This window comes from Ramlibacter sp. (assembly GCF_028291745.1).
GTDB lineage: Bacteria > Pseudomonadota > Gammaproteobacteria > Burkholderiales > Burkholderiaceae_C > Ramlibacter.
In genome coordinates, this window is record NZ_JAQGNQ010000023.1 from 18174 (window position 1) to 45118 (window position 26945).

General features: G+C 67.9%; 27 protein-coding genes. 19 read left to right on the top strand and 8 right to left on the bottom strand.

What is annotated here, in order from left to right; all coding sequences use genetic code 11:
- Positions 1–14: 14 nt before the first annotated feature.
- The 17 genes from JWP60_RS03495 to JWP60_RS03575 are packed head-to-tail and all read left to right on the top strand — an operon-like array spanning position 15 to position 15766.
- Entirely contained in the window at positions 15–572 is a 558-nt protein-coding gene (locus JWP60_RS03495; protein ID WP_299786419.1) for a TRAP transporter small permease, read from the top strand.
- Positions 569–1843, top strand: a complete 1275-nt coding sequence (locus JWP60_RS03500) for a TRAP transporter large permease subunit (RefSeq protein ID WP_299786421.1) — start codon at positions 569–571, stop codon at positions 1841–1843. The genes JWP60_RS03495 and JWP60_RS03500 overlap by 4 nt, the downstream gene beginning before the upstream one ends.
- 20 nt (positions 1844–1863) lie before the next feature.
- Entirely contained in the window at positions 1864–2868 is a 1005-nt protein-coding gene (locus JWP60_RS03505) for a TRAP transporter substrate-binding protein (RefSeq protein ID WP_299786423.1), read from the top strand.
- A gap of 23 nt (positions 2869–2891) precedes the next feature.
- Positions 2892–3641 carry an SDR family oxidoreductase gene (locus JWP60_RS03510; RefSeq protein WP_299786425.1) on the top strand — a complete coding sequence of 250 codons (750 nt, stop codon included), beginning with the start codon at positions 2892–2894 and terminating at the stop codon, positions 3639–3641.
- Between the two features lie 8 nt (positions 3642–3649).
- Positions 3650–3859: a hypothetical protein gene (locus JWP60_RS03515; RefSeq protein WP_299786427.1), complete on the top strand. Its 210-nt coding sequence runs from the start codon at positions 3650–3652 to the stop codon at positions 3857–3859.
- Positions 3856–5262, top strand: coding sequence for an amidase (locus tag JWP60_RS03520; RefSeq protein ID WP_299786429.1), 1407 nt, complete (start codon positions 3856–3858; stop codon positions 5260–5262). Before JWP60_RS03515 ends, JWP60_RS03520 begins: the two co-directional genes overlap by 4 nt.
- A gap of 26 nt (positions 5263–5288) precedes the next feature.
- Positions 5289–6170 (top strand): polysaccharide deacetylase, encoded by an 882-nt coding sequence (locus JWP60_RS03525; protein WP_299786431.1) that lies wholly within the window; start codon positions 5289–5291, stop codon positions 6168–6170.
- Positions 6171–6182: 12 nt separating this feature from the next.
- Entirely contained in the window at positions 6183–6455 is a 273-nt protein-coding gene (locus tag JWP60_RS03530) for a hypothetical protein (RefSeq protein WP_299786433.1), read from the top strand.
- Entirely contained in the window at positions 6452–7447 is a 996-nt protein-coding gene (locus JWP60_RS03535; protein WP_299786435.1) for a GTP-binding protein, read from the top strand. The genes JWP60_RS03530 and JWP60_RS03535 overlap by 4 nt, the downstream gene beginning before the upstream one ends.
- Positions 7448–7500: 53 nt before the next feature.
- Positions 7501–8487 carry a tripartite tricarboxylate transporter substrate binding protein gene (locus JWP60_RS03540; RefSeq protein ID WP_299786437.1) on the top strand — a complete coding sequence of 329 codons (987 nt, stop codon included), beginning with the start codon at positions 7501–7503 and terminating at the stop codon, positions 8485–8487.
- A complete protein-coding gene (locus JWP60_RS03545; RefSeq protein WP_299786439.1) occupies positions 8487–9845 on the top strand; it encodes an MmgE/PrpD family protein in 1359 nt (452 codons plus the stop codon). Before JWP60_RS03540 ends, JWP60_RS03545 begins: the two co-directional genes overlap by 1 nt.
- 20 nt (positions 9846–9865) lie before the next feature.
- Complete coding sequence (locus tag JWP60_RS03550; RefSeq protein ID WP_299786441.1) at positions 9866–10852, top strand: tripartite tricarboxylate transporter substrate binding protein; 987 nt, start codon at positions 9866–9868, stop codon at positions 10850–10852.
- Between the two features lie 57 nt (positions 10853–10909).
- Positions 10910–12295, top strand: a complete 1386-nt coding sequence (locus tag JWP60_RS03555) for an MmgE/PrpD family protein (protein WP_299786443.1) — start codon at positions 10910–10912, stop codon at positions 12293–12295.
- A gap of 4 nt (positions 12296–12299) precedes the next feature.
- Positions 12300–12464, top strand: a complete 165-nt coding sequence (locus JWP60_RS03560; protein ID WP_299786445.1) for an FCD domain-containing protein — start codon at positions 12300–12302, stop codon at positions 12462–12464.
- Between the two features lie 9 nt (positions 12465–12473).
- Positions 12474–13388 (top strand): LysR family transcriptional regulator, encoded by a 915-nt coding sequence (locus tag JWP60_RS03565; RefSeq protein WP_299786447.1) that lies wholly within the window; start codon positions 12474–12476, stop codon positions 13386–13388.
- A gap of 13 nt (positions 13389–13401) precedes the next feature.
- Complete coding sequence (locus JWP60_RS03570; RefSeq protein ID WP_299786449.1) at positions 13402–14472, top strand: tripartite tricarboxylate transporter substrate binding protein; 1071 nt, start codon at positions 13402–13404, stop codon at positions 14470–14472.
- A 13-nt stretch (positions 14473–14485) separates the two neighbouring features.
- Positions 14486–15766, top strand: a complete 1281-nt coding sequence (locus JWP60_RS03575) for a RidA family protein (protein WP_299786451.1) — start codon at positions 14486–14488, stop codon at positions 15764–15766.
- Positions 15767–15835: 69 nt separating this feature from the next.
- Here JWP60_RS03575 and JWP60_RS03580 read toward each other — a convergent pair whose 3' ends face one another.
- Positions 15836–16783: an alpha/beta fold hydrolase gene (locus JWP60_RS03580; protein ID WP_299786453.1), complete on the bottom strand. Its 948-nt coding sequence runs from the start codon at positions 16781–16783 to the stop codon at positions 15836–15838.
- A gap of 483 nt (positions 16784–17266) precedes the next feature.
- Here JWP60_RS03580 and JWP60_RS03585 point away from each other — a divergent pair, with 483 nt between their 5' ends.
- Complete coding sequence (locus tag JWP60_RS03585; RefSeq protein ID WP_299786455.1) at positions 17267–17590, top strand: HU family DNA-binding protein; 324 nt, start codon at positions 17267–17269, stop codon at positions 17588–17590.
- A gap of 126 nt (positions 17591–17716) precedes the next feature.
- Complete coding sequence (locus JWP60_RS03590; RefSeq protein ID WP_299786457.1) at positions 17717–18703, top strand: tripartite tricarboxylate transporter substrate binding protein; 987 nt, start codon at positions 17717–17719, stop codon at positions 18701–18703.
- Here the strand turns inward: JWP60_RS03590 and JWP60_RS03595 are convergent.
- The 7 genes from JWP60_RS03595 to JWP60_RS03625 form a co-directional block, all read right to left on the bottom strand.
- On the bottom strand, positions 18690–20066 hold the full coding sequence (locus JWP60_RS03595; RefSeq protein ID WP_299786459.1) for an MmgE/PrpD family protein: 1377 nt from the start codon (positions 20064–20066) through the stop codon (positions 18690–18692). The genes JWP60_RS03590 and JWP60_RS03595 overlap by 14 nt on opposite strands.
- A 57-nt stretch (positions 20067–20123) precedes the next feature.
- Entirely contained in the window at positions 20124–21188 is a 1065-nt protein-coding gene (locus tag JWP60_RS03600) for an isocitrate/isopropylmalate family dehydrogenase (protein WP_299786461.1), read from the bottom strand.
- Positions 21185–22570, bottom strand: a complete 1386-nt coding sequence (locus JWP60_RS03605; RefSeq protein WP_299786463.1) for an amidase — start codon at positions 22568–22570, stop codon at positions 21185–21187. Before JWP60_RS03605 ends, JWP60_RS03600 begins: the two co-directional genes overlap by 4 nt.
- A complete protein-coding gene (locus tag JWP60_RS03610) occupies positions 22536–23468 on the bottom strand; it encodes a polysaccharide deacetylase family protein (protein ID WP_299786465.1) in 933 nt (310 codons plus the stop codon). The genes JWP60_RS03605 and JWP60_RS03610 overlap by 35 nt, the downstream gene beginning before the upstream one ends.
- Positions 23469–23489: 21 nt before the next feature.
- Positions 23490–24839 carry an MmgE/PrpD family protein gene (locus tag JWP60_RS03615; protein ID WP_299786467.1) on the bottom strand — a complete coding sequence of 450 codons (1350 nt, stop codon included), beginning with the start codon at positions 24837–24839 and terminating at the stop codon, positions 23490–23492.
- 1 nt (position 24840) lies between these two features.
- Positions 24841–25821 carry a tripartite tricarboxylate transporter substrate binding protein gene (locus JWP60_RS03620; protein WP_299786469.1) on the bottom strand — a complete coding sequence of 327 codons (981 nt, stop codon included), beginning with the start codon at positions 25819–25821 and terminating at the stop codon, positions 24841–24843.
- A gap of 114 nt (positions 25822–25935) precedes the next feature.
- Entirely contained in the window at positions 25936–26910 is a 975-nt protein-coding gene (locus JWP60_RS03625; RefSeq protein WP_363320820.1) for a LysR family transcriptional regulator, read from the bottom strand.
- Between the last annotated feature and the right edge of the window lie 35 nt (positions 26911–26945).

A 26945-nucleotide genomic window follows, 5' to 3' on the forward strand; every position in this document is an offset into this window, starting at 1 on the left:
GGAGGAATGTTTCGATGCAGGAAGTCCCTGGTTCCGCGCCGGCGCAACGGCCGCCGCTCGGCCGCGTCGTTGCCGACAATTTCGAGGAGCTGATGGCCGTCGCCCTGTTGTGCGTGATCGGCGCGATCATGGCGGCCCAGGTCTGCCTGCGCTCGTTCTTCGGCGCGCCCCTGAGCTGGCCCGAGGAGCTATCGCAGTTCCTCTTCGTGTGGGCCTCGGCGCTCGGCGCGGTCGGCGCCGGCAAGCGGCACGGGCTGGTGCGCCTGGAAGCGGTTGCCGAAAAGTTGCCCCCGGCAGTCGGACGCGTGGTCGACCGCCTGATCCTCGCTGCCATCGTGGTCCTGCTCGCAATCCTCGGCTGGAAAGGCTGGCAGCTCGGCGCCAACACCTCGTTCGCGGCCGCGACGCTGCCGCTGACCTGGGCCTGGCTCTACGCCGCCGCCCCGGCCTTCTCGGTGCTGATGACCGTGCGGCTGGTCCAGCTGCAGCTGCTTGGCTATCGTTTCGCGTTCATCGAATCGCTGGTCGCCGGCGAGCGCGGCGCGCCCGCTCCCGCAGGGCCCATCCTGTGATCGCCGCGACAGTCGTCCTGCTGCTGGCCCTCGTGATCGGTGTGCCGGTCGCCTTTGCCATCGGCCTGTCCGCGCTCTCGTACTTCCTGCTGTCCGGCGCGAACCTGCTGGTGCTGCCGCAGCAGTTCATCGGGCAACTGAGCAACCTGTCCCTGATCTCGGTTCCGTTCTTCGTTCTCGCCGGTGAGTTGATGAACCGCGGCGGCGTCACCCGCCGCATCTTTGCCTTCGCCGAGGCGGTCGTCGGCCGCGTGCCGGGCAACCTGGGACACACGAACGTCGTGGCCGCGATGATCTTCGCGGGCATGTCAGGGTCGGCCGTGGCCGACCTCGCCAGCGTGGGAAAGATCGGCCTGAAGTCGATGCGCGACGCCAGCTATCCCGACAACCTCAGCCTCGGCGTGATCATTTCGGCCTCGACGATCGGGCCGATCATCCCTCCCAGCATCAACATGGTGATCTTCGGCAGCATCGCCAACGTGCCGATCGGCCTGCTGTTCCTGGGCGGGGTCCTGCCCGGCATCCTCACCGGCAGCATGATCATGCTGATGTTCGCCTTGCTGTTCTGGCGGCGCAAGGTCAAGGTGCTGGAGCCGCAGGCAAGGCAGGGGCTGTGGCCGGCGTTCCGGGAAGCGTTCTGGTCGCTGATGACGCCGGTCGTCCTGCTGGGCGCCATGTTCACGGGCATCGCCACGCCGACCGAAGCGGCGATCGTCGCCACGCTGTACACGCTCGTCGTGGCCGGCCTCATCTACCGGGAGCTGACCTGGGCGACCATCTTCGAGGTGCTGCTCAGCACCGCGATCGTCTCGGGGGCCATCCTCGTCATCATCGGCTTTGCCGCCCCCCTGGGCTACGTCATCGCCCGTGAGCAGGTCGCCGTGGGGCTGTCGACGCTGCTGGTCGGCTCGTTCAAGGGCCATGTCCTGCTGCTGTTCGCGGTGGTGGCGCTGCTGCTCGTGGTCGGCTGCTTCATGGAGGTCGTGGCCGCCCTCATCCTGCTCACCCCGGTGCTCGGCGCAGCCCTGATCGCGACCGGGCTCGACCCGGTGTTCGTCGGCGTGCTGATGGTCTACACGCTGGGCATCGGCCTGGTCACGCCCCCGGTTGGCATGTGCCTGTACGTCGGCAGCCAGATCTCGGGCGTCCGGCTCGAGAAGGTGGTCGCCGCCACGGCGCCTTTCATCGTCCCGCTGGTCGTCACGATGGTCCTGATGATCCTGTTCCCCTCGTTGATCACCTGGCTACCCACCGCCGTCTACGCAAAGTGACCCAAGCCCAAGGAGCATCCATGAATCGAGCCAACCCGGTTGCGCGCTTCGTCGCCACCACCCTCGCCAGCATGGCCGTCGGCGCCGCGCTGCTTGCCGCGCCGGGGGCCTCGGCGCAGACGCTCACGCTGCGCATCGGCCAGAACACCGCCGTCGGGACGCCACTGGACCTGAGCGTCAAGCGCTTCGCCAGGCTCGTCGAAGAGCGCTCGGGCGGCAAGATCGTCGTTCGCGACTATCCGGCCGGGCAGATCGGCAACGAGCAGCAGATGATCGAGGGGCTGCAGATCGGCACGCTCGACATGGCCGCCATCATCGGGGCGACTTACGGCAACGTGCTCCCCGAAGCCAACGTGCTGGGCATCTCGTATGTGTTCCGCGACCCCGCCCACATGCGCAAGGTGATGGACGGCCCGGTCGGCGACCAGTTGGCCGCCGACTTGCTGAAGAAGACGGGCATCCACATCATGAGCTCCTCGTGGTACTTCGGCACCCGGCAACTGACGTCGAACCGCCCCGTGAAGACGCCGGCCGACATGGTGGGCATGAAGATCCGCGTCGTGCCGGTCCCGATCTTCGAGGCGTCCTGGCGCGCCGTCGGGGCGACGCCGACGCCGGTCGATTTCAAGGACCTGTTCACCGCGCTGCAGACCAATGCCGTGGATGCGCAGGAAAACCCGCTGGCCAATATCAAGGGCGCCGGCATCCAGCTGGTCAACAAGAACCTGTCGCTGACGGACCACCTGGTGGCCAACGTGATCGTGGCGATGAGCGACGACACCTATCGCCGCCTGAAGCCGGACCAGGCCGCGCTGATCAAGGCCGCGGTGCGCGACGCCGGCACCACGATGTATGACCTGACGGTCAAGAGCGAACAGGACCTGCTGGCTGAATTCAAGGCGGCCGGCGTGACCATCATCCAGCCGGACAAGGCCGCGTTCCGCGAGAAGGTCAAGGACGTGCCGAGGACCTTCCAGAAGGGCAGCCTCCTGGAGATCTACCAGCGCATCCAGGCGGTGCGATAGGCCTTGCGGTGCGGGAGCGTGAATTGAAGCCCTTCGAGCGCCTGTTCGACTTCAGCGGCAAGCGGGCCCTGATCACCGGCGCCGCCAGCGGCATCGGCGAGGCGATGGCGCGCGCCTTCGCCGCCCAGGGAGCGCATGTCATCCTGGCCGACCGCGACCGGGAGGCGCTGCGGAAGGTGGCCTCCGATCTTGCGCCGTCGTCGCAGTCCCACCCGTTCGACCAGGCCGACCTGGCGTCGATCGAGGCGCTCGCCGCCGCGGCCGGCGAGGTCGACATCCTGGTCAACAACGCCGGCATCGTCGTGCGCGCACCGCTGCTCGACCTCGACTGGGCCGACCTGCGCCGGATGGTCGACGTCAACCTCGTCGGTCCGGTCGCGCTCACTCGCCTCGTCGGCGCGGCCATGGTCCGACGCCGCAGCGGGACGATCATCAACATCGGCTCGCAGATGGCGTTCAATGGCGCCCGGCACCGCTCCGTGTATTCGTCGACGAAGGTCGCCATCTCGCAGTTCACGAAGACCGCCGCGCTCGAGTGGGGGCCCCACGGAATCCGGGTCAACTGCATCGCGCCCGGCCGGACGATCACGGCGCTCAACGCGGCGCTGCTGGCCGATCCGGCCGAATACGAAACCGGCTTGCAGCGCATCCCGCTGCAGCGCTACGGAGAGCCCGCCGACATGGCCAACGTGGCGCTGTTCCTGGCTTCGGAAGCTGCCGCCTACATCACCGGCCACACCGTCGTCGTGGACGGCGGCTGGATCCTGGAGTGACGACGAACATGGATGAACAGCAACTGCTGGCGGCGATCGCGATCGAGTTGCAGCGCGTGTCGGCATCGGCCCCGCGCGCCTCGCGCGTCGCGGCCCTGGTCGAGACGAACAACGCCTGCGTGGCGCAGGCGAGCCTCGCCTTGCTGCGGATGGAAGACCACCCCGGCAGCTTCGATCCGTGGTGCCGCAGCTTTGCGGCGCCGGAGCGTGAAAAATGAGCGGCCTGCTCGAACACGACCTGGTCGGCATTGCCGCTGCCATCCGCCAGGGCGACGCCAGCGCCGAACAGGTGACGCGCCTGTGCCTGGGCCGGCTCGAGGGGCAGGGGCGCGCCCACAACGCCGTCGTGCGGCTCGATGCGCAGGCGGCCCTGGAGGCGGCGCGCGCGGCAGACCTGGCCCGTGCCCGCGGTGCCGCGCTCGGGCCCTTGCACGGCGTCCCGCTGGCGCACAAGGACCTCTTCTACCGTGCCGGGCGCCCCTGTGCCGGGGGCTCGAAGATCCGCGCCGACTACGTGCCCGACGAAACCGCGAGCGTCCTGCTGCGGCTCGACGCAGCCGGCGCGATCGACCTCGGCACGCTGCACATGGCCGAATTCGCGCTCAGCCCCACCGGCTACAACGAGCACTACGGCCACGGGCGCAACCCGTGGTCACCGGAGCACGTGTGCGGCGGCTCGTCGAGCGGCTCCGGGATCGCGGTCGCGGGCCGCATGGTGTTCGGCTCGCTCGGCACCGACACCGGCGGTTCGATCCGCCATCCCGCGGCCATGTGCGGCGTCACCGGCCTCAAGCCCACGCTGCGGCGGGTGAGCGGCGACGGTGTGATGCCGCTGTCGTGGTCGCTCGATTGCGTCGGCCCGCTGGCGCAGTCGGCGCGCGATTGCGCACGGCTGCTGGGCGTCATCGCCGGAGCCGGTCCGCGCGACGGCAGCGCGGCCGCCGTGGCGGTTCCCGACTACGAGGCGGCCCTGGCCACTTCGGTCCGCGGCTTGCGCATTGCCGTGCCCCGCGACTACTACGACGATGCCCTGGACCCCGAGGTCGCGGCGGCGCGCGACGAAAGCCTGCGCGTGTTGCGCGATCTCGGTGCCATCGTCGTCGACACGCAGGTGCCGGACATGGCGGTGATCAACGCGATGATGCAGGTCGTGATCGCCTGCGAGGCGGCGACGATCCACCGCCGCTGGCTGGCGCAGCGGCCGGGCGACTATGCCGACCAGGTGCGCACGAGAATCGAGGCCGGCCTGTACTACCCGGCCACCCGCTACCTCGAGGCCGTGAGCCTGCGCGCGCGGCTGACCGAGGATTACCTGCGCGCCGCGCTCGGCGACTGTGACGTGATGCACCTGCCGGCGATTCCGATCACGGTGCCGACCATCGCCGCCACCACCCAAGGCTCGCCCGCCGACGTGGCGGCGGTGATCGCCGCCGTCACCCGCTGCACGCGGGCCATCAACTATCTCGGCCTGCCGGCGCTGTCCGTGCCCGCGGGCTTTTCCGCCCAGGGCCTGCCGATCGCGTTCCAGCTGGTCGGCAAGCCCTTCGACGAGGCCACCTTGCTGCGTGCCGGACATGCGTTCCAGCAGGCGACGGACTGGCATCGCCGCATTCCGCAGTAACGCACGCTGTTCAAAGGAAAAACGTCATGGCAAAAGAGATCCTGTGTTCGTTCGGGGTGGACGTGGACGCCGTCGCCGGCTGGCTCGGCTCGTACGGGGGTGAAGACTCCAGTCTGGACATCTCGCGCGGCATGTTCGCCGGCGAGGTTGGCGTGCCGCGCCTGGTCAGGCTGTTCGACAAGTACGGCATGAAGACGACCTGGTTCGTGCCGGGCCACTCGATCGAGACCTTTCCGGACCAGATGAAGCTGGTGGTCGATGCGGGGCACGAGATCGGCCTGCATGGCTACAGCCACGAAAACCCGGTCAGCATGACGCCGCAACAGGAGGAGGACGTGCTCGACAAGTCGATCGACCTCGTCGAGCGGCTGAGCGGCCGGCGGCCGCGCGGCTACGTCGCGCCGTGGTGGGAGTTGAGCCCGGTCACCGTGGACCTGCTGGTCAAGAAGGGCATCAAGTACGACCATAGCCTGATGCACAACGACTTTTCGCCGTATTACGTGCGAACCGGCGACAGCTGGACGAAGATCGACTATTCGAAGCCCGCGTCGCACTGGATGAAGCCCTTGCAGCGCGGCAAGCTCACCGGCCTGGTCGAGATCTCCGGCAACTGGTATCTCGACGACCTGCCGCCGATGATGTTCATCAAGGCGGCCCCCAACAGCCACGGCTTCGTCAATCCGCGGCACCTGGAAGACATCTGGCGCGACCAGTTCGACTGGGTCTACCGCGAGATGGATTACGCGGCGTTCACGATCGCCATCCACCCCGACGTCTCGGGCCGGCCGCAGGTGCTGTTGATGCTGGAGCGGATCATCGAACACATCTCGGCGCATGCCGGCGTCAAGTGGGTCACCTTCGACCAGATCGCCGACGACTTCCTGCGGCGCCAGCCGCCGAGCGCGTAGCCCATGTGCAGCATGTGCGGCGCCATCGGCCAGGGCCAGGCCTGGGAGCAGCAGGGCCAGGCCGGCGACGACGCGCGCTGGCGGCTGCGCCGCGAAGCTGCCGCCACCGCGGCGGAGCTCACGGCACTGTTGTCGCCGCGGCGGATCAAGGTCACGGCCAGTGCGGATTTCGGTTTCGTCGTGGCGTTTCCGACCGGCGGCACGGAGATGGTCGTCGGCCTGGCGCAACTCTGGCACTTGCTGGAGCGGCGCGGGATCGAGATTCCCGATCCGCTGATTGCATGAACGATTCGTCGGCCCTGATCCCGGTCCACGTGCTGACCGGTTTCCTCGGCAGCGGCAAGACGACCTTGCTGAATCACGCGCTGCTGGCCGGTTTCGGTGCCGATACGGCGGTGATCGTCAACGAGTTCGGCGCTGTCGGACTTGACCAGCTGTTCGTGCAGGCGCGCTCCCAGGAAACCATCGTGTTGAAGAGCGGCTGCGTGTGCTGCACGGTGCGGTCGGATCTCGTCACGACACTGATGCAACTGGTGGCGGCGCGCGGTGCGGCGCCGCCCTTGCGGCGCATCCTGATCGAGACCTCGGGCATTTCCGATCCGCTGCCGATCCTGCAGACCCTCCGCTCGGACTTCAACCTGCGCACCCGCTTTCGGGTCGGCAGCGTCGTGTGCACGGTGGGCGCCGCGGATGGGACGCCGTGGGAGCAGAGAGCCGAAGGCCTCGCCCAGGTCACCGCGGCCGACGCCATCGTGATCACCAAGCGCGACCTCGTCGACGACGGGACGACCCGGGCGGTGCAATCGGCGGTCGCCGGGCTCAATCCACTCGCCCACATCGTGCCGGCCCCGCGGCTGGTCGGCTGGCTCGAGCAGGAAGAGACGCGCGGCGAAGGCTCGCAGCGCGTGCTGCAGCTGCCCCTGTTGCGGCGGACCCTGCGGGCCCGGCCCCACGGCATTCGCACCGTGGTCATTCGCGCGGCAGCGCCCGTGTCGTGGCCGCAGTTCGCCATCTGGCTCACCCGGCTCGTGTTCGTGCACGGGGACAGGATCCTGCGAACCAAGGGCGTGCTCTTCGACCAGGAGCGCCAGCTCTGGATCGGCGTGCACGGCGTGCGGCGCTTCTTCCATCCTCCCGTTCACCTGGCACTGGATGCGCCGCCCGACTGTGGCGCCTGCCTCGTGTTCATCACCGTGCGCCTCGATCCGGCGCTGATCGAGAGTTCATACCGGCGGTTGGTGCACGACAACTCGCTGGCGCCGGAATTGCTGCGGTAGTAGCGGCCTGGCGCCTGTCTGCCCACCGGTTCAACGTTCAAGGAAGCAGGTTCATGCAGTCATTCGTCTTCAGCAAGTTGTTTTGCCGGCTCCTGCTCGTCGTGCTGGCGCTGTCGCTGCCGGGCGCGGCATTCGCGCAAGCCTGGCCAGCCCACCCGATCCGCATGGTGGTGCCCTTTTCGGCAGGGGCAGGCGTGACCGACATCATGGCGCGCCTGGTTGCCAAACACCTGAGTGACAGCCTCGGGCAGCCGGTGGTGATCGACAACCGGCCCGGGGCCGGGGGAATCGCGGGGACGGACGCCGTCGCGAAAGCCGCCCCCGACGGCTATACCTTCCTGGTGTCGAATGTGGCGCACACGGTGGACCCGTACCTGTATTCCAGGCTGCCGTTCGATCCGGTGGCCGACTTCATTCCCGTGACCATGATCAACTCCGCACCGCTACTGCTGGTGGTGCATCCGTCGGTCCCGGTGACTTCGGTGAAGGAACTGGTCGCCTACGCGAAGACGCATCCGGGCAAGCTGAACTATGGATCCGGCGGCGTGGGCACCACGCCGCACCTCGCCGGCGAGCTGTTCAAGTCGCTCTCCGGCATCGATGCCGTGCACGTGCCGTACAAGGGCGGTGCGCCCGCGCTCAACGACCTCATGGCCGGCCAGCTGACGTACATGATCGAGAACGTACCGGGCACGATGCCGTTCGTGAAGGCCGGCAGGCTGCGCGCGCTCGCCATCACCAGCGCGCAGCGCTCGCCGCTCGTCCCCGCGCTGCCGACGATGGCCGAGGCCGGTGTGCCCGGCTACGAGGTGATCGGCTGGAACGCCATCTTTGCCGTGAAGGGAACGCCGCCGGCAATCGTGGCGCGGCTGCAAACCGAGGTGGCCAGGATCCTGCGCCTGCCGGAGGTGCGCCAGCAGATGGCCGCGCTCGGGGCGGAACCGATCGGCAACACCCCGGAGGAGTTCAGCGCGTTTCTCAAGACCGAGACGGCGCGCTGGGGCAAGGTCATCAAGGAAAAGGGAATTCGGGCCGACTGATGGACGATCTACAACAGACAGGCGTTACCCGGGCAATCGCGCGCTTTGCCGTCGAGTCGCGCTGGCAGTCGATTCCCGCGGCGGTCAGGCACGAAGCCAAGCGCGCGCTGCTCAATTGGGCGGGCTGCGCGCTCGGCGGCTGCCGCGACGAGAGCGTGGATACCGCGCTGGCGGTGCTCTCGGAATGTTCCGGGCGCCCGCAGGCGACGCTGTTCGGGCGCGACGAGCGCACGGACATCCTGAGCGCCGCGGCGCTCAACGGCCTGAGCTCCAACATCCTCGACTTCGACGATACGCATCTGCGCACGGTGATCCATCCCACCGTGCCGGTCGCGGCCGCCCTGTGCGCCTTGGCCGAGCGCGTGCCCGTGACGGGCGCGCAACTGCTGCATGCATTCATCCTCGGCGTCGAAGTCGAGTGCCGCATCGGCAATGCGATCTCGCCGGAGCATTACGACGCGGGTTGGCACATCACGGCGACCTGCGGAGTTTTCGGTGCGGCGGCGGCGTGTGCCAAGCTGCTCGGGCTCGACCCGCAGAGGACGGCATGGGCGCTCGGCATCGCCGCGAACCAGGCAGCGGGCACCACCGGCGCGCACGGCAGCATGACCAAGTCGTGGAACATGGCGAGCGCGGCGCGCAACGGCCTGCTGGCCGCGCTGCTGGCCGCCAGGGGTTTCACCAGCACCGAGCAGGGCCTCGAAGGCGAGCGCGGCTTCACGCGGGTGCTGGCGCAGCGCCGCGACCTCGACGAGATCACGCGCGGGCTGGGCGCAAGCTGGGAACTGGCGCGCAACACCTACAAGCCATATCCGTGCGGCATCGTCGCGCATCCGGTCATCGACGGTTGCCTGGCGCTGCGCGGTGAAGACCGGGTGGCCGCCGATTCCATCGAACGCATCGAATTGCGTGTGCATCCGCTGGTGCGGATGCTGATGGGGAACGCGGTGCCGACCAGCGGACTGGAAGCCAAGCTTTCGGTGCAGCACTGCGCGGCCGCGGCATTCCTTCATGGCCAGGTCGGCGTGCGCGAGTTCACGGACGCGTGCGTCAACGATCCCGCCGTCGCCGCGTTGCGGGCCCGCGTGATCCTCGCCGAAGACGCGGCCATGCCCAAGGAGGCAGCAGGCGTCGCCGTACGCTTGCAGGACGGCTCGGCGTTGGAGCGGTATGTGCCGCACGCGACCGGGAGCCTGGAGCGGCCCATGAGCGATGCAGCGCTCGCCCGCAAATTCCACGTGCTGGCCGAGTGGGGCTGGCCGCAATGCGACGCATCCGCGTTCCTCGCACTTGCGTGGTCGCTCGACGATCTCACCGATGCCGGCGAGTTCGTGCGCGCGGCCGCGCCGCATCCTTAGCCAACCAGGAAAGAGTTCCGATGAACCCGTCCGCCGTCCGCAAACTGCTTTGCCGCCTCCTGCTCGCCCTGCTGGCGCTGCCGCTGCCAGGCGTGGTCTTCGCGCAAGCCTGGCCGAATCGCGCGATCCGCATGGTGGTGCCCTTTTCGGCGGGCAGCGGCGGGACCGACCTGATGGCGCGCCTCATCGAACAACGCCTGAGCGCGAGCCTCGGCCAGCGCATCGTGATCGACAACCGCCCGGGAGCCGGAGGCGTGCCCGCCACGGACATGGTGGCGAAAGCGGCCCCCGACGGCTATACGCTCCTGATGACCAACGTCTCGCTCGCGGCGAACCCCTATCTGTATCCGAAGCTGCCCTTCGATCCGCTGAAGGATCTCGCGCCTGTGACCATGATCAACTCCGCACCGCTGCTGCTGGTGGTGCATCCGTCGGTCCCCGTGGCTTCGGTGAAGGAACTGCTCGCCTATGCGAAGTCGCATCCCGGCAAGCTCAACTACGGTTCGGGCGGTGTGGGCAGCACGCCGCACCTCGCCAGCGAGCTGTTCAAGTCGCTCTCCGGAAACGACGCCGTGCACGTGCCGTACAAGGGCGGCGCGCCCGCGCTCAACGATCTCGTGGGCGGGCAGTTGTCCTTCATGATCGAGAACATGGCCGGCACGATGCCGTTCGTGAAGGCCGGCAAGCTGCGGGCGCTCGCCATCACCAGCGCGCAGCGCTCGCCGCTCGCCCCCGAGCTGCCGACGATGGGCGAGGCGGGCGTGCCCGGTTACGAGGTGATCGGCTGGAACGGGATCGTGGCCCCGAGAGGAACGCCGCCGGAGATCGTGGCGCGGCTGCAAACCGAGGTGGCCAGGATCCTGCGCCTGCCGGAGGTGCGGCAGCAGATGGCCGCGCTCGGGGCGGAGCCGGTCGGCAACACCCCGGAGGAATTCGGCGCGTTCATCAAGGCCGAGATGGTTCGCTGGGGCACGGTCATCAAGGAAAAAGGCATTCGGGCCGAGTGACGCGCGCTATCCACGCGCCGCATGAAAAAAACGACTTTCGGTTCAAAAGGAACGCACATGGCCCGGGAAATTGAAGAGCTCGCTCGCTTCGTCGCCGAAACGACGCTGGAGCAGGTGCCGCTGGAAGTGCAGCGGTATGCGAAGCTGGTCGTGCTGGACACGATCGGTGTCATCCTCGCAGGCGCAAGCCGGCCCGAGGTGCGGGGGCTGCGCGAGCGCCTGAACGCGACCGCGGGGACCGGCGCCACCGTGTTCGCGCCCGGTTGGCCGGCGGGCGACCCCCGCACCGCCGCCATGTTGAATGGCATCGCCGGCCGGTCCATCGAGCTGGGCGAGGGCAACCGCTATGTTTCCTACCAGGGCGCCATGCAGATCCTGCCCGGCCTCCTGAGCGTCGGCGAGTGGGAGCGCCGGTCAGGCCGGGAGATCCTCTCGGCCTTGATCCTTGGGTATGACGCCGGCGCGCGCCTCGGCGCGGCGATGAAGACCCGGCCGCTCGCCCACCAGAACGGCCAGGCTGCGCTGTTGGGCGCGGCCGCGGCGGGATCGCGCTTGCGGGCGCTGGACGCCGCCGACACGAGCCGGGCGATGCGCATCGCCGCCACGCTGGTCCTGACCCCGAGCTACAACAATGCCGTAGCCGGCGCGACCACGCTGAACGTGGCAGGCGGCATGAGCGGCTTCGTGCTCGGGCTCGCACCCGATCTGGCGCTGGCGGGCTTTACGGCGCAGGACGACGCGATCGAGGAAGCGCTCAGCAGCCTGGTCGGCGACGGCTTCGCGCCGGCCGGCGTGCTGGAGCAGCTCGGCATCCGCTGGGAGATCACGCGCAACTGGCTGCGCCTGCGGGCCTGCTGCAATCCGATCTATGCGGCGCTCGATGCGCTCGAGGAAGCCATTGCGGCGCTGGGCGCGAAAGGCGAAGACATCGAGCGCATCGACATCGCCACATTCGAGTTCGCAGCGGTCATGCGCAACCCCGACCCGCCGAACTATTTCGCCTCGAAATACTCGCTGCCCCATGTGGCCGCCTGCCTGGCCGTGCGAGGGAGCGCCGGCCATGAGGCGGTCGACGACTCGGCGCTGCAGGACCCGGAGATCGCCGCGCTGCGCCACCGCATACACGTCAGCGCGGACCCGGCATTGACGGCGAGGGTTCCGGCCTCGAAGCCGGCCCGCGTCACGGTCAGCCTGAAGGACGGGCGGCAGGCCACGCGCAGCTGCGACAGTCCGAGAGGCGATTGCCTCAACCCGTACGACGCGTCGGAGATCCGCCAGAAGTTTCGCCAGCTCGCATCCACGGCACTCACGTCGCGAGGCCTGGACGAAGTCGAACGCGCGATCGACAGACTGGAGCATTGGACGAGCGCGTCCGAGCTGGTCGACCTGCTGCGTCGCCACTCCCGCGCGGATTGGAAAAGCCCGATCGCTCCCGGGTCTTGAGCGGGTGAACGAGCTGAGGTTCGCGACAGTCACGCCGCAGCGTCGCATACGCTACGAGTCCGAGCACCGGCAGCTGGTGCAGGCCATCAAGCGGCGCGATGCCGGCGGCGCCCGCGAGATGACGATAGCCCACCTGTTGGGCGTGAAGCGCAATCTGCTGGCGCGGTGAGCGGGCATCGTGAATCTGAACGAATTCGTCACCTTCGTGGGCATAGCGGAAGCCGGCAGCTTCTCGCAGGCCGCGGAACGGCTCGGCATCTCCAAGGCACTCGCGACCAAGCACGTCGCCGAACTCGAGCATTCGCTGGGCGTGAAGCTGCTGCACCGGAACACGCGCCGCATTGGGCTCACGCCCGCGGGCGAGATGTTCCTTGAACGCTGCAAGCAATTGCTCGTGCAGGCCGAAGCAGCGGTCCATGACCTGGAGCAATTCCGCAGTTCGCCCGTGGGCCACGTGAAGGTCAGTTCCGCCATCGCCTTCGGCCGCATCCACCTGGTGCCCCTGATCGCGCGCTTCCTGCAGGCGCAGCCCGGCGTCACGGTGGAACTGCACCTGACCGACCGCTTCGCCGACCTGGTCACCAGCGGGCAGGACGTGGTGATCCGCACCGCCGACGAGCCGCGGCTGCTGTCTCTGGTCGCGCGTTCGCTGGCGCCATGGCGCTGGATCCTTTGCGCCGCACCCTCGTACCTGGAGCGGCACGGCCAGCCGCAGGCACCGCGCGAGCTCCCCGGGCACAACTGCCTCCTTTACTCCAGCAACGCGGACGGCGTCTGGCACTTCAGCGGCGCCGAGCACGATGAGTCCGTGCGCGTGCGCGGCAACTACAAGGCGAACAACGCCGACGGCGTCCTGCAGGCCACCCTGCAAGGCCTGGGCATCGCGGCCATCAGCACGATGGCGGCGGGCGACGAGGTTCGTGCCGGCCGGCTGGTGCGGCTGCTGCCGCAATGGCAGCTTCCGCACAGCATCCTTTATGCCTCGCACCTGCCGAATCCGACGATGCCGCTGTGCGTGCGCACCTTCATCCAGTTCCTCCAGCGCGAGCTGGGCGCGTCCCCGTACTGGGACCGGGACCTCGGGTTTTCATGAAGGCCCGTGCGCGGTGAACAGTCTGTTCACGCCGGATGCGTTGCCAAGCCCCTACCCACTGATCCACATTCATACCGTCCCCGTGCTTTGTAGGAACGAACGCCCCATGAGCCTGTCCTTGACCCGGCGCCGCCTGCTTGCGGCGCCCGCTGTCCTTTGCCTCGGCCCGCTGCTGGCCCAGGCCGCTGACTATCCAACCCGGCCCCTGCGCATCATCGTCCCGTATTCCGCCGGCGGCTCATCCGATGCGCCGATGCGGGCGATCGCGGAGCAGTTGAGCCGGCAACTCGGCCAAGCCTTCATTGTCGAGAACAAACCCGGCCAGGGCGGCATGATCGGCGCCGAGTACGTGGCGCATTCGGCGCCGGACGGCTATACGCTGCTGCTGGGGTCCAATCCCCAGACCATAAGCGCTTCGCTTTACAGCCGTCTCACCTTCGATCCGGTAGAGGACTTCGCACCGATCTCGCTGTTCGACCGCGAGCCGAGCGTGCTGGTGGTGCATCCAAGTTTCCCTGCCCGCAACCTGCAGGAGTTCATTGCGTACGTGAAGGCACATCCCGGCAAGATCAACTATGCGTCTTCCGGCAATGGCAGCGCGCAGCATCTCTTCACCGCGCAATTCCTGGCGGAAGCGGATCTCAAGATGGCGCATGTGCCCTATCGCGGCAGCGCGCAAGCGGTGACAGACGTGATCGGCGGGCAAGTTCCCGTGGCGATGCCGGGACTCGCGGCAATGGTGGCCCACATCCAGGGCGGGCGCCTGCGCGCGCTGGCCACCAGCGGGGGCAAGCGTTCGCCGCTGCTGCCGGAGGTGCCCACCTTTGCCGAGTCCGGGTATCCGGGGGCCACGGCGTATGTCTGGAACGGGTTGCTGGCCCCGAAGGGGACACCCCCCGAAGTGATTGACCGATTGGGCAAGGAGCTGAAGACGGCGCTGGCAGCGCCCCCGGTGAAGGCCTTCATGGACAAGGCCGCCGTGGAAGTCATCACGGACACGCCCGCGGCCTTCCTCGCCTTCCTGCGCGAGGAGAAGCAGCGCTCGGCCAGGGTCATCAAGGAAGCCGGGCTGCACATCGACTGAGCGAAAGAGAAGCATGAGCATCGATCGAATCGGGACGCGCGCCTACGGCACGGGCGACGTCGTTCACACCCCCTACGTGCGCGCCGGCAAATGGGTGTTCGGTACCGGCCTGCGCGCCACGCGCGCCGACGGCCTGCTGGATCCCGAAGTCGCCCTCGAGGGCCGCCCGCTCGGAGCCGCGCCCAAGGCGCAGCGCGAGGCCGCGGCCATCTTCGCCGGCATGGCGAGCAATCTGGAACAGGCGGGCAGCGACATCCGCCGCGTCGCGCGTCTCGACCAGTACTACCCCGACGCGGAATACGTCGACCCCTATCACGTGGCGCGCAAGAAGGCGTTGGCAGGCCAGGTAGCACCGAGCACCTCGGTCATTGTGCGCAGGCTGCTGAACCTGGATGCATCCATGGACGTGCAGGTGCTCGCCGCAACGCACGCCAGCGGCTACCAGGTCGAGCGGCCGCACCAGGGCGGGCTGAATGCACCCGCCACCTCCGGTTACGCGCCGTGCGTGCGCGTGGGTGACATGATCTTCGTGGCCGGCCAGCTCGCACGCGACGGCAGCGGCAACATCGCCCCCGAGGCGCAGGTGCCTGCTGGCCAGCTGTGGAACGGCACCCGCATCAAGTTGGAAACGGAGTACCTGGTCAGGCGGCGCCTGGTCCCTGCCCTGGAGGCAGCGGGTAGCCATCTCGAACTGGTGCTGAAGGCACAGGTGTACCTCAGTCATTCGGCCGACCTGCCCGCGTTCTGGCAGACGTGGTCCGCCGCATTCGGCGGCCGCGTGCCGCCCACGACGGTGGTGCCCGTCGATCACCCTGGTTTCGGGACCAGCGCGGCGACCGTGGAGATCAACATCGTCGCTGCCCACGAAAGCGCCGCGAGCGGCGTACGGGACATCCGCTGCGACGTCGAACTCATGGCGAAAGACATGATCCCGGCGCGAGCCTTCGATGGCGTGCTCTTCGTAGCGGGCCTGATGGGCATCGAGAACGGCGGGGTAGTCGCAGCAAGCGTGCCGCATGCCAGCGCACCGTTCTTCCAGGATCCGGCGCAGGAGCAGTTCGCAGATGCGCTGGGCAAAGCGCGCACGATCTTCGCGGCGGCCGGCTCGGATCTCACCCAGGTTACCCGGGCCCTGCAGTTCCATGCCGACCTGGAGGACTTCCGCAGCTGCTATCTGGCATGGGACGCGGAGTCGCGCAGTGCCGGGATTCCCTTCAGCGCCATCGAGGTGGCACGGGACCTCTTTGCGCCCGGTGCGCGCGTGATCCTGGACCTGTGGGGCTCGGTCGCCTGAACAACCGCAGCCGCCCTCAGGGCCTGCCTCGTTGCTTTGCAAGCGACGAGGCAGGCGCCGGTCGGGCAGCTAGCGATAGACCTGCGCCGGCGCGCCGAGAAATGCATGCAGGATGTGGTAGACCCTTCGGTAGTTCTTCTGCTGGAAGCTTGCGTGCGCGATGCCCGCCATCACCGCGAACTGCTTGTCGGCGTTCGGCAGCCGCTGGAAGAACTGCAGGAGGTCTTCGACGCTCGCGATGCCGTCGTATTCGCCGCGCATGACCATCGTCGGCATGTCGAGCTTGAACGGATCCACCAGCGGCAGATTCGAGCACATGTCCACATACGTGCCCGTGGGCATGGAGCTGTCCAGCGTCAGGATGGCAGCCGCGAACGCCTCGACGGCGCGGTCCTCGGCAGTGCCGGGATGGTCGCGGTTGAAGATGCTGTGTACGAAAGCCTGGTCGATCGGACGACGATGGCTGCCCGTCCACTCCGCCATCCGTTCGCGCCGCTTGGCGAGCGTCGGGCTGCCTTCGCCGGTCCACACGAAGGCATCAAGCGCCAGCCGCTCAACTCGCCGTGGATGCTGCTGCGCGAAGAGGGCTGCCTTGAGCGCACCCGAAGAAATTCCGTACACCATCAGCTTCGGCGACCGGGCGCGTTTCAGGATGTACTCCGAGACAGCGGCGAGATCGTCGGCGCCGTTGCCGATGTCGAAGTTGACCGGGCGATGCTTGCTCGAGCGGCCGTAGCCCTCGTTGTCGCTGCACCAGGTGTCGAAGCCCCGCGCGCGGAACCAGTCCATCGCCGAAGAGTCCGGCCGCCCGACCACGCTGAGGTCGAAGGTCGGCTGCGAAGCCATCGACGAGCCGTGCACGAACAGAATGGTGCCGGCAAACGGCACGTCGGCGGCGGCCGGCTTGTGCCACAGGAACAGGTCGACCTCCCCGTTCAGGCGGGTGGTCCAGTGCTCTTCGCCGTCGCTCCAGCGTACGTCGAAACCCGGCGCGCCGGAGCTGTGGTCGCTTGGCATATCACGTCCTCCTCAATGTCGTGGTGGAGGACGATCATGCTGTGTGCGCACTGGGCGCCGCAATGTGAATCCGTGAACAGTGAGTTTCCCGGCAGTCGTGTTCGTCGTCGACGACGATGTTGAGCGCCATGTACAGCCATGCGTGGGCCAGCGCCTGCGCCGCCGCCGTCCAGGGCCTCTAGGGTCTGCGGTCGCCACGAAGGCTCGCCAATAACGTTGCCGAGGATTCGCCTGGATGTCCGTGGCTGCTTCGCGTTCCCGCTGCGGCCTCTGAGCTGTGTTGCTGCGGGCGGCCTCCTTTCGCTGGATGAATGACGTGCTCTCACTGCGCGAAGGAACTGCGCACAGTCAAGCAGCGCATCACCAAGCTCGGAAAGCTGATGAACGCTGCAGAAGACGCGCAACTCAAGGTGCTGCTGGAACGCGCCTGTGCGGTGATGCAGACACACAACAAGAGCAAGACGCCGCGGCAAGACCACGCCCATGGCGATCTATGAATTCAAGGAGCAGCCCATTGCGCAACTTCGCCAATACTGCGAAGCGCGGGCGAAAGGGAAGAAGCCGGCTGGCACCTTCAAGCAAGTGGCGCGCGCAGCACGAACCGGCTTTAACCCGCAGGCCGGCACGAAGATCAAGATCGCTGCCTCCAAGGTGCCGAAGTTCACCCCAGGCACCGCGTTCAAGGCTGCCGTCGACGCCAAGTTCGCGAAGCGCAAGGCCGACAAGGCTGCCGCAGCGCCGAAGAATGCGGTGAAGAAGCCCGTGGGGAAGAAGGCCACGAAGCCTGCGCTACATAAGGCGGCCTAGCACTATCGGAATTCGCGATGCCCCCATCCCTGATCCGGCTAGGTCGCATCAGCCGCCGTTGATAGAGTGCTCCCGACTGCACCTCGCAGCCGCGGAACACCGTCGAAAGCTACGATGAAGTCTCGATTGAACCGATTGGCATGGATGGCCCTGGCGTGCGCGGCGACGCTCGCGACGTGGACCGGCGCGGCCGGCGCCCAGGAGAGCGCGCAAAGCTACCCGAGCAAGCCGATCCGCATCATCGTCACCTTCCCCGCGGGCGGGCCGACGGACATCGTCGCACGCGCGATCGGGCAAAAGCTGCAAGAGGCCTGGGGCCAACCGGTCATCATCGACAACCGGGCCGGCGCCGGCGGCAACATCGGCATGGCGGTCGCCGCGAAGTCGCCGCCGGACGGCTATACCTTGGTGCTGAGCAGCTTCGGGCCCGTCTCCATCAGCCCGTTCGTGTATTCCAAGCTCTCGTACGACCCCATCAAGGATCTGGCGCCGATCACGCTGGCCACCACGAGCTCGTTCTTCCTGGTGGTCAATCCCGAGGTGCCGGCCAACTCCCTGAAGGAATTCGTCGCCTTCGCGAAGGCGCGTCCGGGGCGCGTGACCCTGGCGTCCTCGGGCATCGCCACCCCCAGCCACCTCGCCGCGATGCTCTTCCAGTCGGTGGCGGGAGTCAGCGTGACGCATGTCCCCTACAAGGGCGGCGCCGAATCCATTCCCGCCGTGGTCTCCGGCCAGGTGCAAGGCGCGCTGGAAAACGGGGCCGCCGTCCTGCCGCAGGTCAAGGCCGGCAAGCTGCGAGCGCTGGTCGTCGCCAGTTCGCAAAGATCGCCGCTGATGCCCGACGTCCCGAGCGCCAAGGAACTGGGCCTGCCCGGGCTGGAAGTTGGTTCCTGGTATGGCTTCCACGCGCCGGCGGGAACCCCGCAAGCGATCATCGCCAAGCTGAACGCCGAAATGGTCAAGGCCCTGCGGAGTCCCGACTTGCGCAAGCGTTTCGCCGAGATCAGCGCCGAGCCTGTCGGCGATACGCCCGCGGAATTCAGCGCGTTCATCGAAGCGGACGCCAGGAAGTGGGGCAAGCTGATTCAGGCCGCCGGCCTCAAGGTGGAGTAAGGCCGCAAGGGATCATCCACTGCGTCAACTCGCGCATGTGGGCGATCTCGCCGAACGACTGCACGGCCTGGTACAGGGATTCCATCCGCGCGGGGCCCAGGGGCTGGCGCAGGCAAGCCTCGAACTTGGCCTTGTGCAGTGCCGGCGGCAAGGGCACGCCGGCCTCGTGCCCCACCGGCCGCCCCTGGGCCGCGAAGATACTCCGCCCGTCGTCGAGAACCACCGTGACTTCGGCGTGGAAATCGCCGGCGCGGCGCAGCGTCTCGGCGTCCAGCGGCTGCACCTCGACCAGCGACATGATCCGCCGGGTCTCCGGGTCGCGTTCGCTGCCTTCCTCGAAATGCCGCAGGTCCACGGCGCGGTCCTTCAACGCCCGTGCCAGCACGTACTGGACGCTGAGCTTCGCATCGAGGGCGCTGCGCGGATCGGGCCGGTCGGTGTGCTCGAGGCGGCGTGACGAGACGCGGGCCTGCACCCGTGCCACGCTGCCCGCATCGACATCGTGCCGGCGAACCAGGTCCAGCATGGCATCGACGACTGCCTGCGTGCTGAGGCAGCACGGATATTGCTTGACGGCGATGCCCGGCATCTCGATCTCCCAGGGCGTGCCCCACTTTTCGAGAATGCGGCCGACGTCGTAGCAGCCCGGGCCGTTGAAGACTTCCAGGAAGCCCTGGTGGCGCTCGAGCGCGTCGGCGTTGCCGGTGAAACCCTCAGCCGCGAGCCGGGCTGCCAGCAGGCCGTTGCGCGAGCAGTGGCCCACGTGCATCGGCTTGGCCATCGAGCCCAGGTTGGACTTCACTCCGGAAGACAGCGATGCGCACAGCGCGAGCGCGTGCGTGGTCTGCTCGACACCGAGTCCCATCAGCCGCGCGCATGCGGCCGCCGCACCGAAGACGCCGAGGGTCGCCGTCGGGTGCCAGCCCTTTTCGTAATGGTGGAAGTTGACGCCACGGGCCAGGCAGGTCTCGAGTTCGAAGCCGGCGACATAGGCCGTCAGAACCTCACGGCCGCCGGACCCCAGTTCCTCGGCAAGCGCGAGCAGCGCCGGCAGGATGGGCGACGACGGATGCCCGCCCAGGTTGTCGGTGCAGTCGTCGAAGTCGAGGACGTTGGCGGCTACGCCGTTGACGAAGGCCGCATCGAGGCTGGGGACTCGCTCGCTGGTGCCCCACACCAGCGCCGGCCCGGGGCCGGATTGCAGCACACGCCGGGCAATGGCCGCGGCCTCGTCGGCAGCCCCGGCGATGCCGACGGCCAGAGTATCGAGCAGCCCGATCCTGGCATAGCCGTGGACAGCGGGCGTCAGTTGCTCGTGGACCGTCCCGACGACGCGTGTCGCGAGTTGCCGTGCAAGTGTCATCGCCCCGCCCCCTCTTCCATGTCCGTCCGTGTTCGCTGCGTCGGCTGCAACACCGCCTCAGCGGCCCGCCGACAGGCGCTGCGCCAGCGCCGCGCCGGTCGCCCTGGTGCCGAGCCGGCCGCCGGCATCGGCGGTGCACTCGCCGCTTTCGATGGCGCCGGCCACGCCCAAGGAGATCGCCTGCGCGGCGGCAACGAAATCGGCGTTGCCGGACTTGGCGCCAAACCATTCCAGCAACATCCCGGCGGAGAGCACGAGCGAGAACGGGTTGGCCACATCGCGGCCGGCGATATCCGGCGCCGAGCCGTGCGCCGCCTGGCCCATGGCATGGTCGAGGCCGAGGTTCAGCGAGCCGCCCATCCCGAGGCTGCCCGAGATCTCTGCCGTGAGGTCCGACAGGATATCGCCGAACATATTGGTGGTGACTATCACGTCGAAGCGCTTCGGATCGCGGACCACGTGCGCCATCATGGCGTCGACGATGAATTCGTCGACGCGGACCTCCGGAAATTCCTTGGCGACGGCGCGGCAGATGTCGAGGAACATGCCGTCCCCGATCTTCAGCACGTTGGCCTTGTGGACCACGCTCAGGTGCCGCCTGCGCGTCATCGCGAGGGCGAACGCCGCGCGTGCAATGCGCTCGCAGCAATGTCGCGTGATGCGGCGCAGGGAGATCACGACATCGCGCGTGACCAGAATCTCGCTGCTGCCCGATTCGACGTTCCGGTCGGCATAGAAGCCTTCGGTGTTCTCGCGGACGACGACAAGGTCCATGGCGCCCAGCTTGGCCGGCATGCCGGCGTAGGTCCGCGCCGGCCGGATGTTGGCGAACAGGTCGAGTTCCTTGCGGAAGAACTTGGAGGGGTTGATCTCGCCGCGGCTCTCGTCCTTGAACTCGAAAGTCGACATCGGCCCGAGCATCAGGCCGTCGGCGGCGCTCACGCGCTCGAGCAACTCGGGAGTGACGGTAGCCCCATGGCGCGCCAGGCTGGCATGGCCCGCGATCTCGTCAACCAGTTCGAGTTTCAGCGAATAACGCTTCGACGCCGCGCGGAGAACCTCGACGGTCGCGGCCATGGTCTCGGCACCGATGCCGTCGCCGGGGATGACTACGATTTTCATCTTTGTGTCCTGTCATGGGTGCTGGAGCCGCCAAGGGCTGCGGCGGCCGGTGCGAATGGCGAGCGATGCAGCGCGGCTTCGATGCGCCCGGCAGCGGACAGCAGTCGCCGATCGCTTCCGGCCGCGGCGACCAGTTGCACGCCGACGGGCAGGCGCGAAGCCGCGCCAAGCGCAACGGGTAGTGCCAGGCAGGGCGCATGCATCGCCGTCCAGCCGCGGTTGAACACCGAGTTGCCGGTCCCCTGCTCCAGCCGGGGCGCTGCCCCCGGAGCACTGAAGGTGACGATGCAGTCGAACGGCTTGACGACCTGCTCGAAGGCCGCCCTGCAGCTGGCGACCGTCTGCAAGGCCTCGTGGTAGGCCACTGCCGGGGTCGCAAGGCCAACCTCGATCAGCTCGATGAGCGCGGCACTGAGCTGGTCGCGGTGCCGCTCGAACTCGACGCGCAGGGAGCGCGCCGCCTCGCAGGCCATGATCGACCGGCTGGCGGCGCCGAGCCCGTCGAACAGGTTTGACGGCAGGTCCAGCATCTCGACGCTGGCGCCGCTCTGGCGAAGGGCTGCGCCCGCCGCCGCGAAGGCTTCGGTCGCTTCAGCGTCGGCCGCGCTTGCATCGGGGCCGGCGACGAAGGCGACGCGCAAAGGGCCGGGCGCCCTCTTCCCGGCAACTTCGCCGCGGCTTCCCGCGAGCGCCTCGAAGAGCAGGGCCACGTCGCCGACCGTACGGGCGTGCAGGCCCAAGGTGTCCTGCGACGGCGCAAGCGGCTTGACACCGTCCAGGGCCAGCACGCCGAAGCTGGGTTTGAAGCCCACGATGCCGCAGTACGCCGCCGGACGAATCGTCGAACCGCCGGTTTGCGTGCTCACGGCCAGCGGCACGTGCCCGTCGGCCACTGCCGCCGCCGAGCCGCTCGAGGATCCGCCCGGCGTGTGTCCGGGGTGATGCGGGTTGACGGTCGGCGGCGGCGAGGCGAACGCGAATTCCGCGGTCGTGGTCTTGCCCATCACCACGGCGCCCGCAGCCCGCAGTCGGGCCACCACGGCAGCGTCGCGGCGCGGCCTATGCTGGCCATAGATCGGGGAGCCGTAAGCGGTCGGCATGTCGGCGGTGTCAACGATGTCCTTCACGCCGACCGGAATGCCCTGCAGCGGCAGGATCGCGGCCCCGGGCCGCAGTGCCCGCACCTGCTCCAGCACGGCCTCGGGCTCGTGCCAGGCCCACGCCCGCAGCTTGGGTTCGCGTTCGGCCAGGCGATCGAGATGGGCTCGGGCCAGGGTCTCGGGGTCGAGGACGCCGGAGCGCACTGCTGCCAGCAGATCGGCCGCCGACTGCCGCCAGATCGGCAATTCAGCGGCCACTGCGTGCCGGATCGAGGTCCGCATAACCGACGCTCCCGGGAACCGTCCCTGGCGGCAGCGATTCGATGTGCCGCAGGATGTCAGCCGGCCGCGCGAACCAGACCTGGTCGCGATGCGCGCAGATGTGCTCGATCACACGCCGGAACTGGCGCATCCGGTGCGGCTGGCCGACGATGAAGCTGTGCATCACCACGCTCATGACCAGCGGCCTGTGCCGCGAGCCGGCGAGCAGCTCGTCGAACTGGTCGATCAGGTTGTCGCACCAGAGCTGCGACGGAGTCCTGCGCGTCACGACCTCCAGCGAATCGTTGAGATCGTGCGCGTACGGAATGGACAGGATCGGCCCATGCTTGGTGCGAAACCAGACCGGCTGGTCGTCCAGCGGCCAGTCCATCATGTAGCGAAAACCGGCGGCCCTGAGAAGATCGAGCGAATCGGCGGTCTGGGACAGGTAGGGTGCCAGCCAGCCGGTGGGGCCCTGCCCTTCGTGCCGCGCGATTGCGGCGAACACCTCCTCGATGCAGGCCCTCTCCTGCTCCTGGCTCATGTCGGTCTGGCGTTCGCTGTTGGTGCGGCCATGGCCGACCACCTCGTCGCCACGCCGGCGGAAGGCGGCGATCAGCTGCGGGCAGTAGTCGTACAGCGCCGTGTTCGCCAGCAGCGCGCACGGCAGCCCATATTCTTCCGCCAGTTCGAGCACGCGCCAGGCGCCGACGCGATTGCCGTAGTCCCGCCAGGCATAGCTGCGGACGTTAGGCTGCGCAGCGGAAACGCCGTAGTCGTTGCCTATGCCTTCGCCGAAGGCGAAATGCTCGACGTTCAGCGGAAAGGTCACGGCCAGGCGCTTGCCGCCGGGAAAGTCGTAGACCGGTCGGTCCAGGATCGCCGAGTAGTCGTAGCGGCCGTGCGTCTTCAGTGCCATGGTCGTCCCCTCACAGTGCTTTCACAGGTCGACCGTCCCGGAAAACGCCTCGAACGCCCCGGGCGCTTCGAGGTCCAGGCAAACGTCGCGCAAGGCCGACGACTTTTCCTCGCTCCATACCGAGCGGGCGAGCGTCATGAACTTGGCTGCCAGGTCTTCCTGCCGGTGCGGCTTGGAGGCTTCGCCCTTGGTGACGTCGCAGCGGCCGGTCAGGACCGTGCCGTCGCGCAGCGTCATCGTCAGGTCGCAGCGTTGCAGGCCGGGATAGAGCGCGTTGTAGGCCTCGTTTTCCACCACGAAGACGCGCCTGGCGAGTTGTTGCACCTGCGCATCGGCGACCGCCTGCTCGGAGAAGGCGGCCAGGTTCGACTCGCCGTGGCGAAGAATCGTCGCCAGTGCGAACGGCACCGAGAAGCGGGCGCCGAAACTGGTCGTGATGTTCTGCCCGTTCAAGCTGGCGGCCAGGGCATAGGCGCTGACATCGATCCGCTCGACCGACTCCGCCGTGACGCCGGTGGGCGCCTTGGCCAGCGCATCCTCCAGCGCGTCGATGGCCGAATGCACGTAGCGCCCGGTGCAATGAAGCTTGAAGTAACCCTGCATCAACAGCCAGTCGCTGCCGAGATCCGCGACGACAAGCCCGGGATCGAACTGGTCGGACAGCACCCGGCCGTAGATCGACTGCACGCCGTCGGACTCGCCCTTGAAGCCAGCAAGCACCAGCCGCACCGCCATCTGGCCCATGAGGCCCGAGTGCCCGGCGTAGATGTTGCGAACCGTGGCGCCTTCGAGCAGGGTGTTGCGGCTCGTCGCCAGCCCCATCGTCGCCGCGATGTTGATCAACTGGCGCATCTGCGCGGGCGTGAAGCCCTTCATCTTGCCCACCGCCACCGCCGCGCCGATCACGCCGTAGGTGCCATGCGGGTGGACGGCGATGCGGACTTTCGCGGCGCGGCTGATGCGGGCCGAGACTTCGTAGCCCAGGATCACGGCCAGCAGCAGGTCCGAGCCCGAGGCGCCGGTCTCCTGCGCTGCGGCCAGCGCCGCCGGCACGACCTGGATCCCCGGGTGGCCCTTGGCGACCAGGTTGCCCTCGTCGAGTTCGAGCCAGACGCCGGCCGTGCCGTTCAGGAGGGCCGCATCGACCGGGTTGCTGCGGCGCCCGGTGCCGATGACCCAGGCCTTGCCGGGCGCGGCGCTCTCGAGCTGGGCAGCCACCAGCGCGCGCATTTCCGCCCCCTGCATTCCGGCCGCGATGACCGGAATGCTGTCGGCGATGATCCAGCGGCCGTGCCGGCGCAGCGCGCCATCCAGGTCCTGCACGCGCGTGCGGCAGACGAAGTCGCTCAAGGTGTCGAGGTAATCCTGCATTTCATTCCCCCACGATGCCGCTGGCCTGGACGATCTTCTGCCAGCGCTTCGATTCGCCCGCCACGAAGGTGGCGAACACCTTGGGCGAACTGGTGAAGGTCTTGGCGGCCGCGCCTTCGAGCAGGCGCTTTTGCAGGGCGGGATCCTGCAGGACGGCGGTGATTTCAGCGTTCAGCGCCGTCACGATGGCGGGTGGAGTGCCTGCCGGCGCGAAGACGCCATACCACGCATCCGACTCGTAACCGGGCACGCCCGCCTCGGCGATGGTCGGCACGTCGGGGGCGATCTCCAGGCGCGTGGCGGACGTCACTCCAAGGGCCCGCAGCTTGCCCGACTTCATGTATGGGACGGCCGGCGGAAAGGTGGAGAAGATGACGTCGACGTTGCCCGAGAGCACATCGATCATCGCCGGTCCGCCGCCCTTGTAGGGAACGTTGGTCATCCTGATGCCGGCCATGGCCATGAACTGCTCGGCGGCCATCTGGTCTGACGCCCCCACGCCGGAGGACGCGAAGTTGATCTTGCCTGGCGCCGCCTTCGCGATCGCGATGAATTGCTTGACCGACCTGGCGGCAAACGATGAGGGCACCACCATCACGTTGGTGACTTTCGCGACGGCGGAAACCGCCACGAGATCCTTCAGCGCGTCGTACGGCATCGCCTTGTTGATGTGCGGACTGATCGCGATGGCCCCGGTGTTTGCCAGGACGATGGTGTAGCCGTCTGCGGGCGCCTTGGCCACGGCGTCCACACCGATGACCCCGGAGGCGCCCGGCCGGTTATCGACGACGAACGTCTTGCCGAGCCGCATCGAAAGGCCCTGTGCGAGTTCGCGTGCCATGAAGTCGACGGCACCTCCAGGGGCGAACGGCACCACGATGCGCACCGTTCTGGCCGGCCAGTCCTGCGCCATGGCCGCCACCGGCCAGATACCCAGGAGCGACACGCAAGCCAAGCCGCACGACACCAACCTACGCTTCATCGCAACCTCCGGGACGGCGCCTGCGAATGCATGCACGGACCGCCGGACTCTAGCCACCCTGGCGCGCTTGCTCTACCCAGGAGCGGGCATACGGGTATCGTGAATCGCGATGCCTCAGGTCAGCGAGGCGTCGGGCCAGGCGCCCGAGCCGACCAGCGTGCGCATGCAGGACTTCAGCGTAGCGAGCGTGGCCAGGGCTGCCGGAGAAAGCTCCTCGTTGCCCAGGGAGCAAAGCGAGTTGACATGCCGCACGTGCAGGTCCGCGATCTCGGCGAAGTGGAACGATTCAGCCGCATCCGGGAAGCGCCGCATTGCGGCGCGCGGCTGGATGGTGGCGCCCAAGCCGCTGCGCACGGCATCCATCAGGATCGCCAGGGAATCGACTTCGGCGATCACCGCAGGGGTCGTGCCCGAGCGCTCGAATGCCGCGTCCAGGATGGTGCGCAAGCCGTTGCCCGCTGTCGGCAGGATCAGCGGCACGTCGCGCAGGTCGTTCAGCGATGCGACATCCGCTTGGGGCTGTTGACCGCGTTGGGCTCGCGCGCTGATCAGGAAAAGCCGTTCCTCCAGCATCTGCGTGACGTTCCAGTGAAGCGATTTCGTGACGTTGAACAGCACCGCGACATCAATTTTTCTCGTGTTGAGCAATTCCGCCAGCTGCCCCGACAAACCCTCCACGATGTGCAGCCGCACATCCGGGAACCGGGCGCGCATTTCGCGCATGAACGGAAGTGCGAGAACACACGCCGTCGTGGGAGCGAAACCGACGCTCGCGCTGCCGGTCAGGCGGGCCTGCTGGGCGGCGCGACAGGCCTGGTCGGTATGGCGCAGGATGAGTTGGGCTTCCCGAAGGAAGGCGAGTCCGCCCTCGGTCGGCTCGACTCCGCGGCTGGTCCGGCGCAGGAGGCGGACATTCAGCTCGGTTTCCAGTCGTGTAATGTGCTGGCTGACCGCTGATTGGACGGCTCCGAGATCCGTAGCGGCGCGGCTGATGCTGCCGAGTTCGGCGGCGCGCACGAAGTAGCGAATCTGGCGAAGTTCCAACCGTAGTCTCCCGAGCGGCAGACCGATGATAGGCGAAGAGCTCATGCGTCACCTGCGCAGGCACGGCGTGTTCGTTCGCG

Excerpts from the sequence above, each read along its gene's own strand:
- JWP60_RS03600 (WP_299786461.1), bottom strand. The coding sequence starts at position 21,188 with ATGAAAATCGTAGTCATCCCCGGCGACGGCATCGGTGCCGAGACCATG.
- JWP60_RS03530 (WP_299786433.1), top strand. The coding sequence starts at position 6,183 with ATGTGCGGCGCCATCGGCCAGGGCCAGGCCTGGGAGCAGCAGGGCCAG.
- JWP60_RS03610 (WP_299786465.1), bottom strand. The coding sequence starts at position 23,468 with ATGGCACTGAAGACGCACGGCCGCTACGACTACTCGGCGATCCTGGAC.
- JWP60_RS03525 (WP_299786431.1), top strand. The coding sequence starts at position 5,289 with ATGGCAAAAGAGATCCTGTGTTCGTTCGGGGTGGACGTGGACGCCGTC.
- JWP60_RS03540 (WP_299786437.1), top strand. The coding sequence starts at position 7,501 with ATGCAGTCATTCGTCTTCAGCAAGTTGTTTTGCCGGCTCCTGCTCGTC.
- JWP60_RS03605 (WP_299786463.1), bottom strand. The coding sequence starts at position 22,570 with ATGCGGACCTCGATCCGGCACGCAGTGGCCGCTGAATTGCCGATCTGG.
- JWP60_RS03585 (WP_299786455.1), top strand. The coding sequence starts at position 17,267 with ATGGCGATCTATGAATTCAAGGAGCAGCCCATTGCGCAACTTCGCCAA.
- JWP60_RS03550 (WP_299786441.1), top strand. The coding sequence starts at position 9,866 with ATGAACCCGTCCGCCGTCCGCAAACTGCTTTGCCGCCTCCTGCTCGCC.
- JWP60_RS03595 (WP_299786459.1), bottom strand. The coding sequence starts at position 20,066 with ATGACACTTGCACGGCAACTCGCGACACGCGTCGTCGGGACGGTCCAC.
- JWP60_RS03505 (WP_299786423.1), top strand. The coding sequence starts at position 1,864 with ATGAATCGAGCCAACCCGGTTGCGCGCTTCGTCGCCACCACCCTCGCC.
- JWP60_RS03545 (WP_299786439.1), top strand. The coding sequence starts at position 8,487 with ATGGACGATCTACAACAGACAGGCGTTACCCGGGCAATCGCGCGCTTT.
- JWP60_RS03625 (WP_363320820.1), bottom strand. The coding sequence starts at position 26,910 with ATGAGCTCTTCGCCTATCATCGGTCTGCCGCTCGGGAGACTACGGTTG.
- JWP60_RS03615 (WP_299786467.1), bottom strand. The coding sequence starts at position 24,839 with ATGCAGGATTACCTCGACACCTTGAGCGACTTCGTCTGCCGCACGCGC.
- JWP60_RS03520 (WP_299786429.1), top strand. The coding sequence starts at position 3,856 with ATGAGCGGCCTGCTCGAACACGACCTGGTCGGCATTGCCGCTGCCATC.
- JWP60_RS03575 (WP_299786451.1), top strand. The coding sequence starts at position 14,486 with ATGAGCATCGATCGAATCGGGACGCGCGCCTACGGCACGGGCGACGTC.
- JWP60_RS03555 (WP_299786443.1), top strand. The coding sequence starts at position 10,910 with ATGGCCCGGGAAATTGAAGAGCTCGCTCGCTTCGTCGCCGAAACGACG.
- JWP60_RS03535 (WP_299786435.1), top strand. The coding sequence starts at position 6,452 with ATGAACGATTCGTCGGCCCTGATCCCGGTCCACGTGCTGACCGGTTTC.
- JWP60_RS03515 (WP_299786427.1), top strand. The coding sequence starts at position 3,650 with ATGGATGAACAGCAACTGCTGGCGGCGATCGCGATCGAGTTGCAGCGC.
- JWP60_RS03495 (WP_299786419.1), top strand. The coding sequence starts at position 15 with ATGCAGGAAGTCCCTGGTTCCGCGCCGGCGCAACGGCCGCCGCTCGGC.
- JWP60_RS03580 (WP_299786453.1), bottom strand. The coding sequence starts at position 16,783 with ATGCCAAGCGACCACAGCTCCGGCGCGCCGGGTTTCGACGTACGCTGG.
- JWP60_RS03620 (WP_299786469.1), bottom strand. The coding sequence starts at position 25,821 with ATGAAGCGTAGGTTGGTGTCGTGCGGCTTGGCTTGCGTGTCGCTCCTG.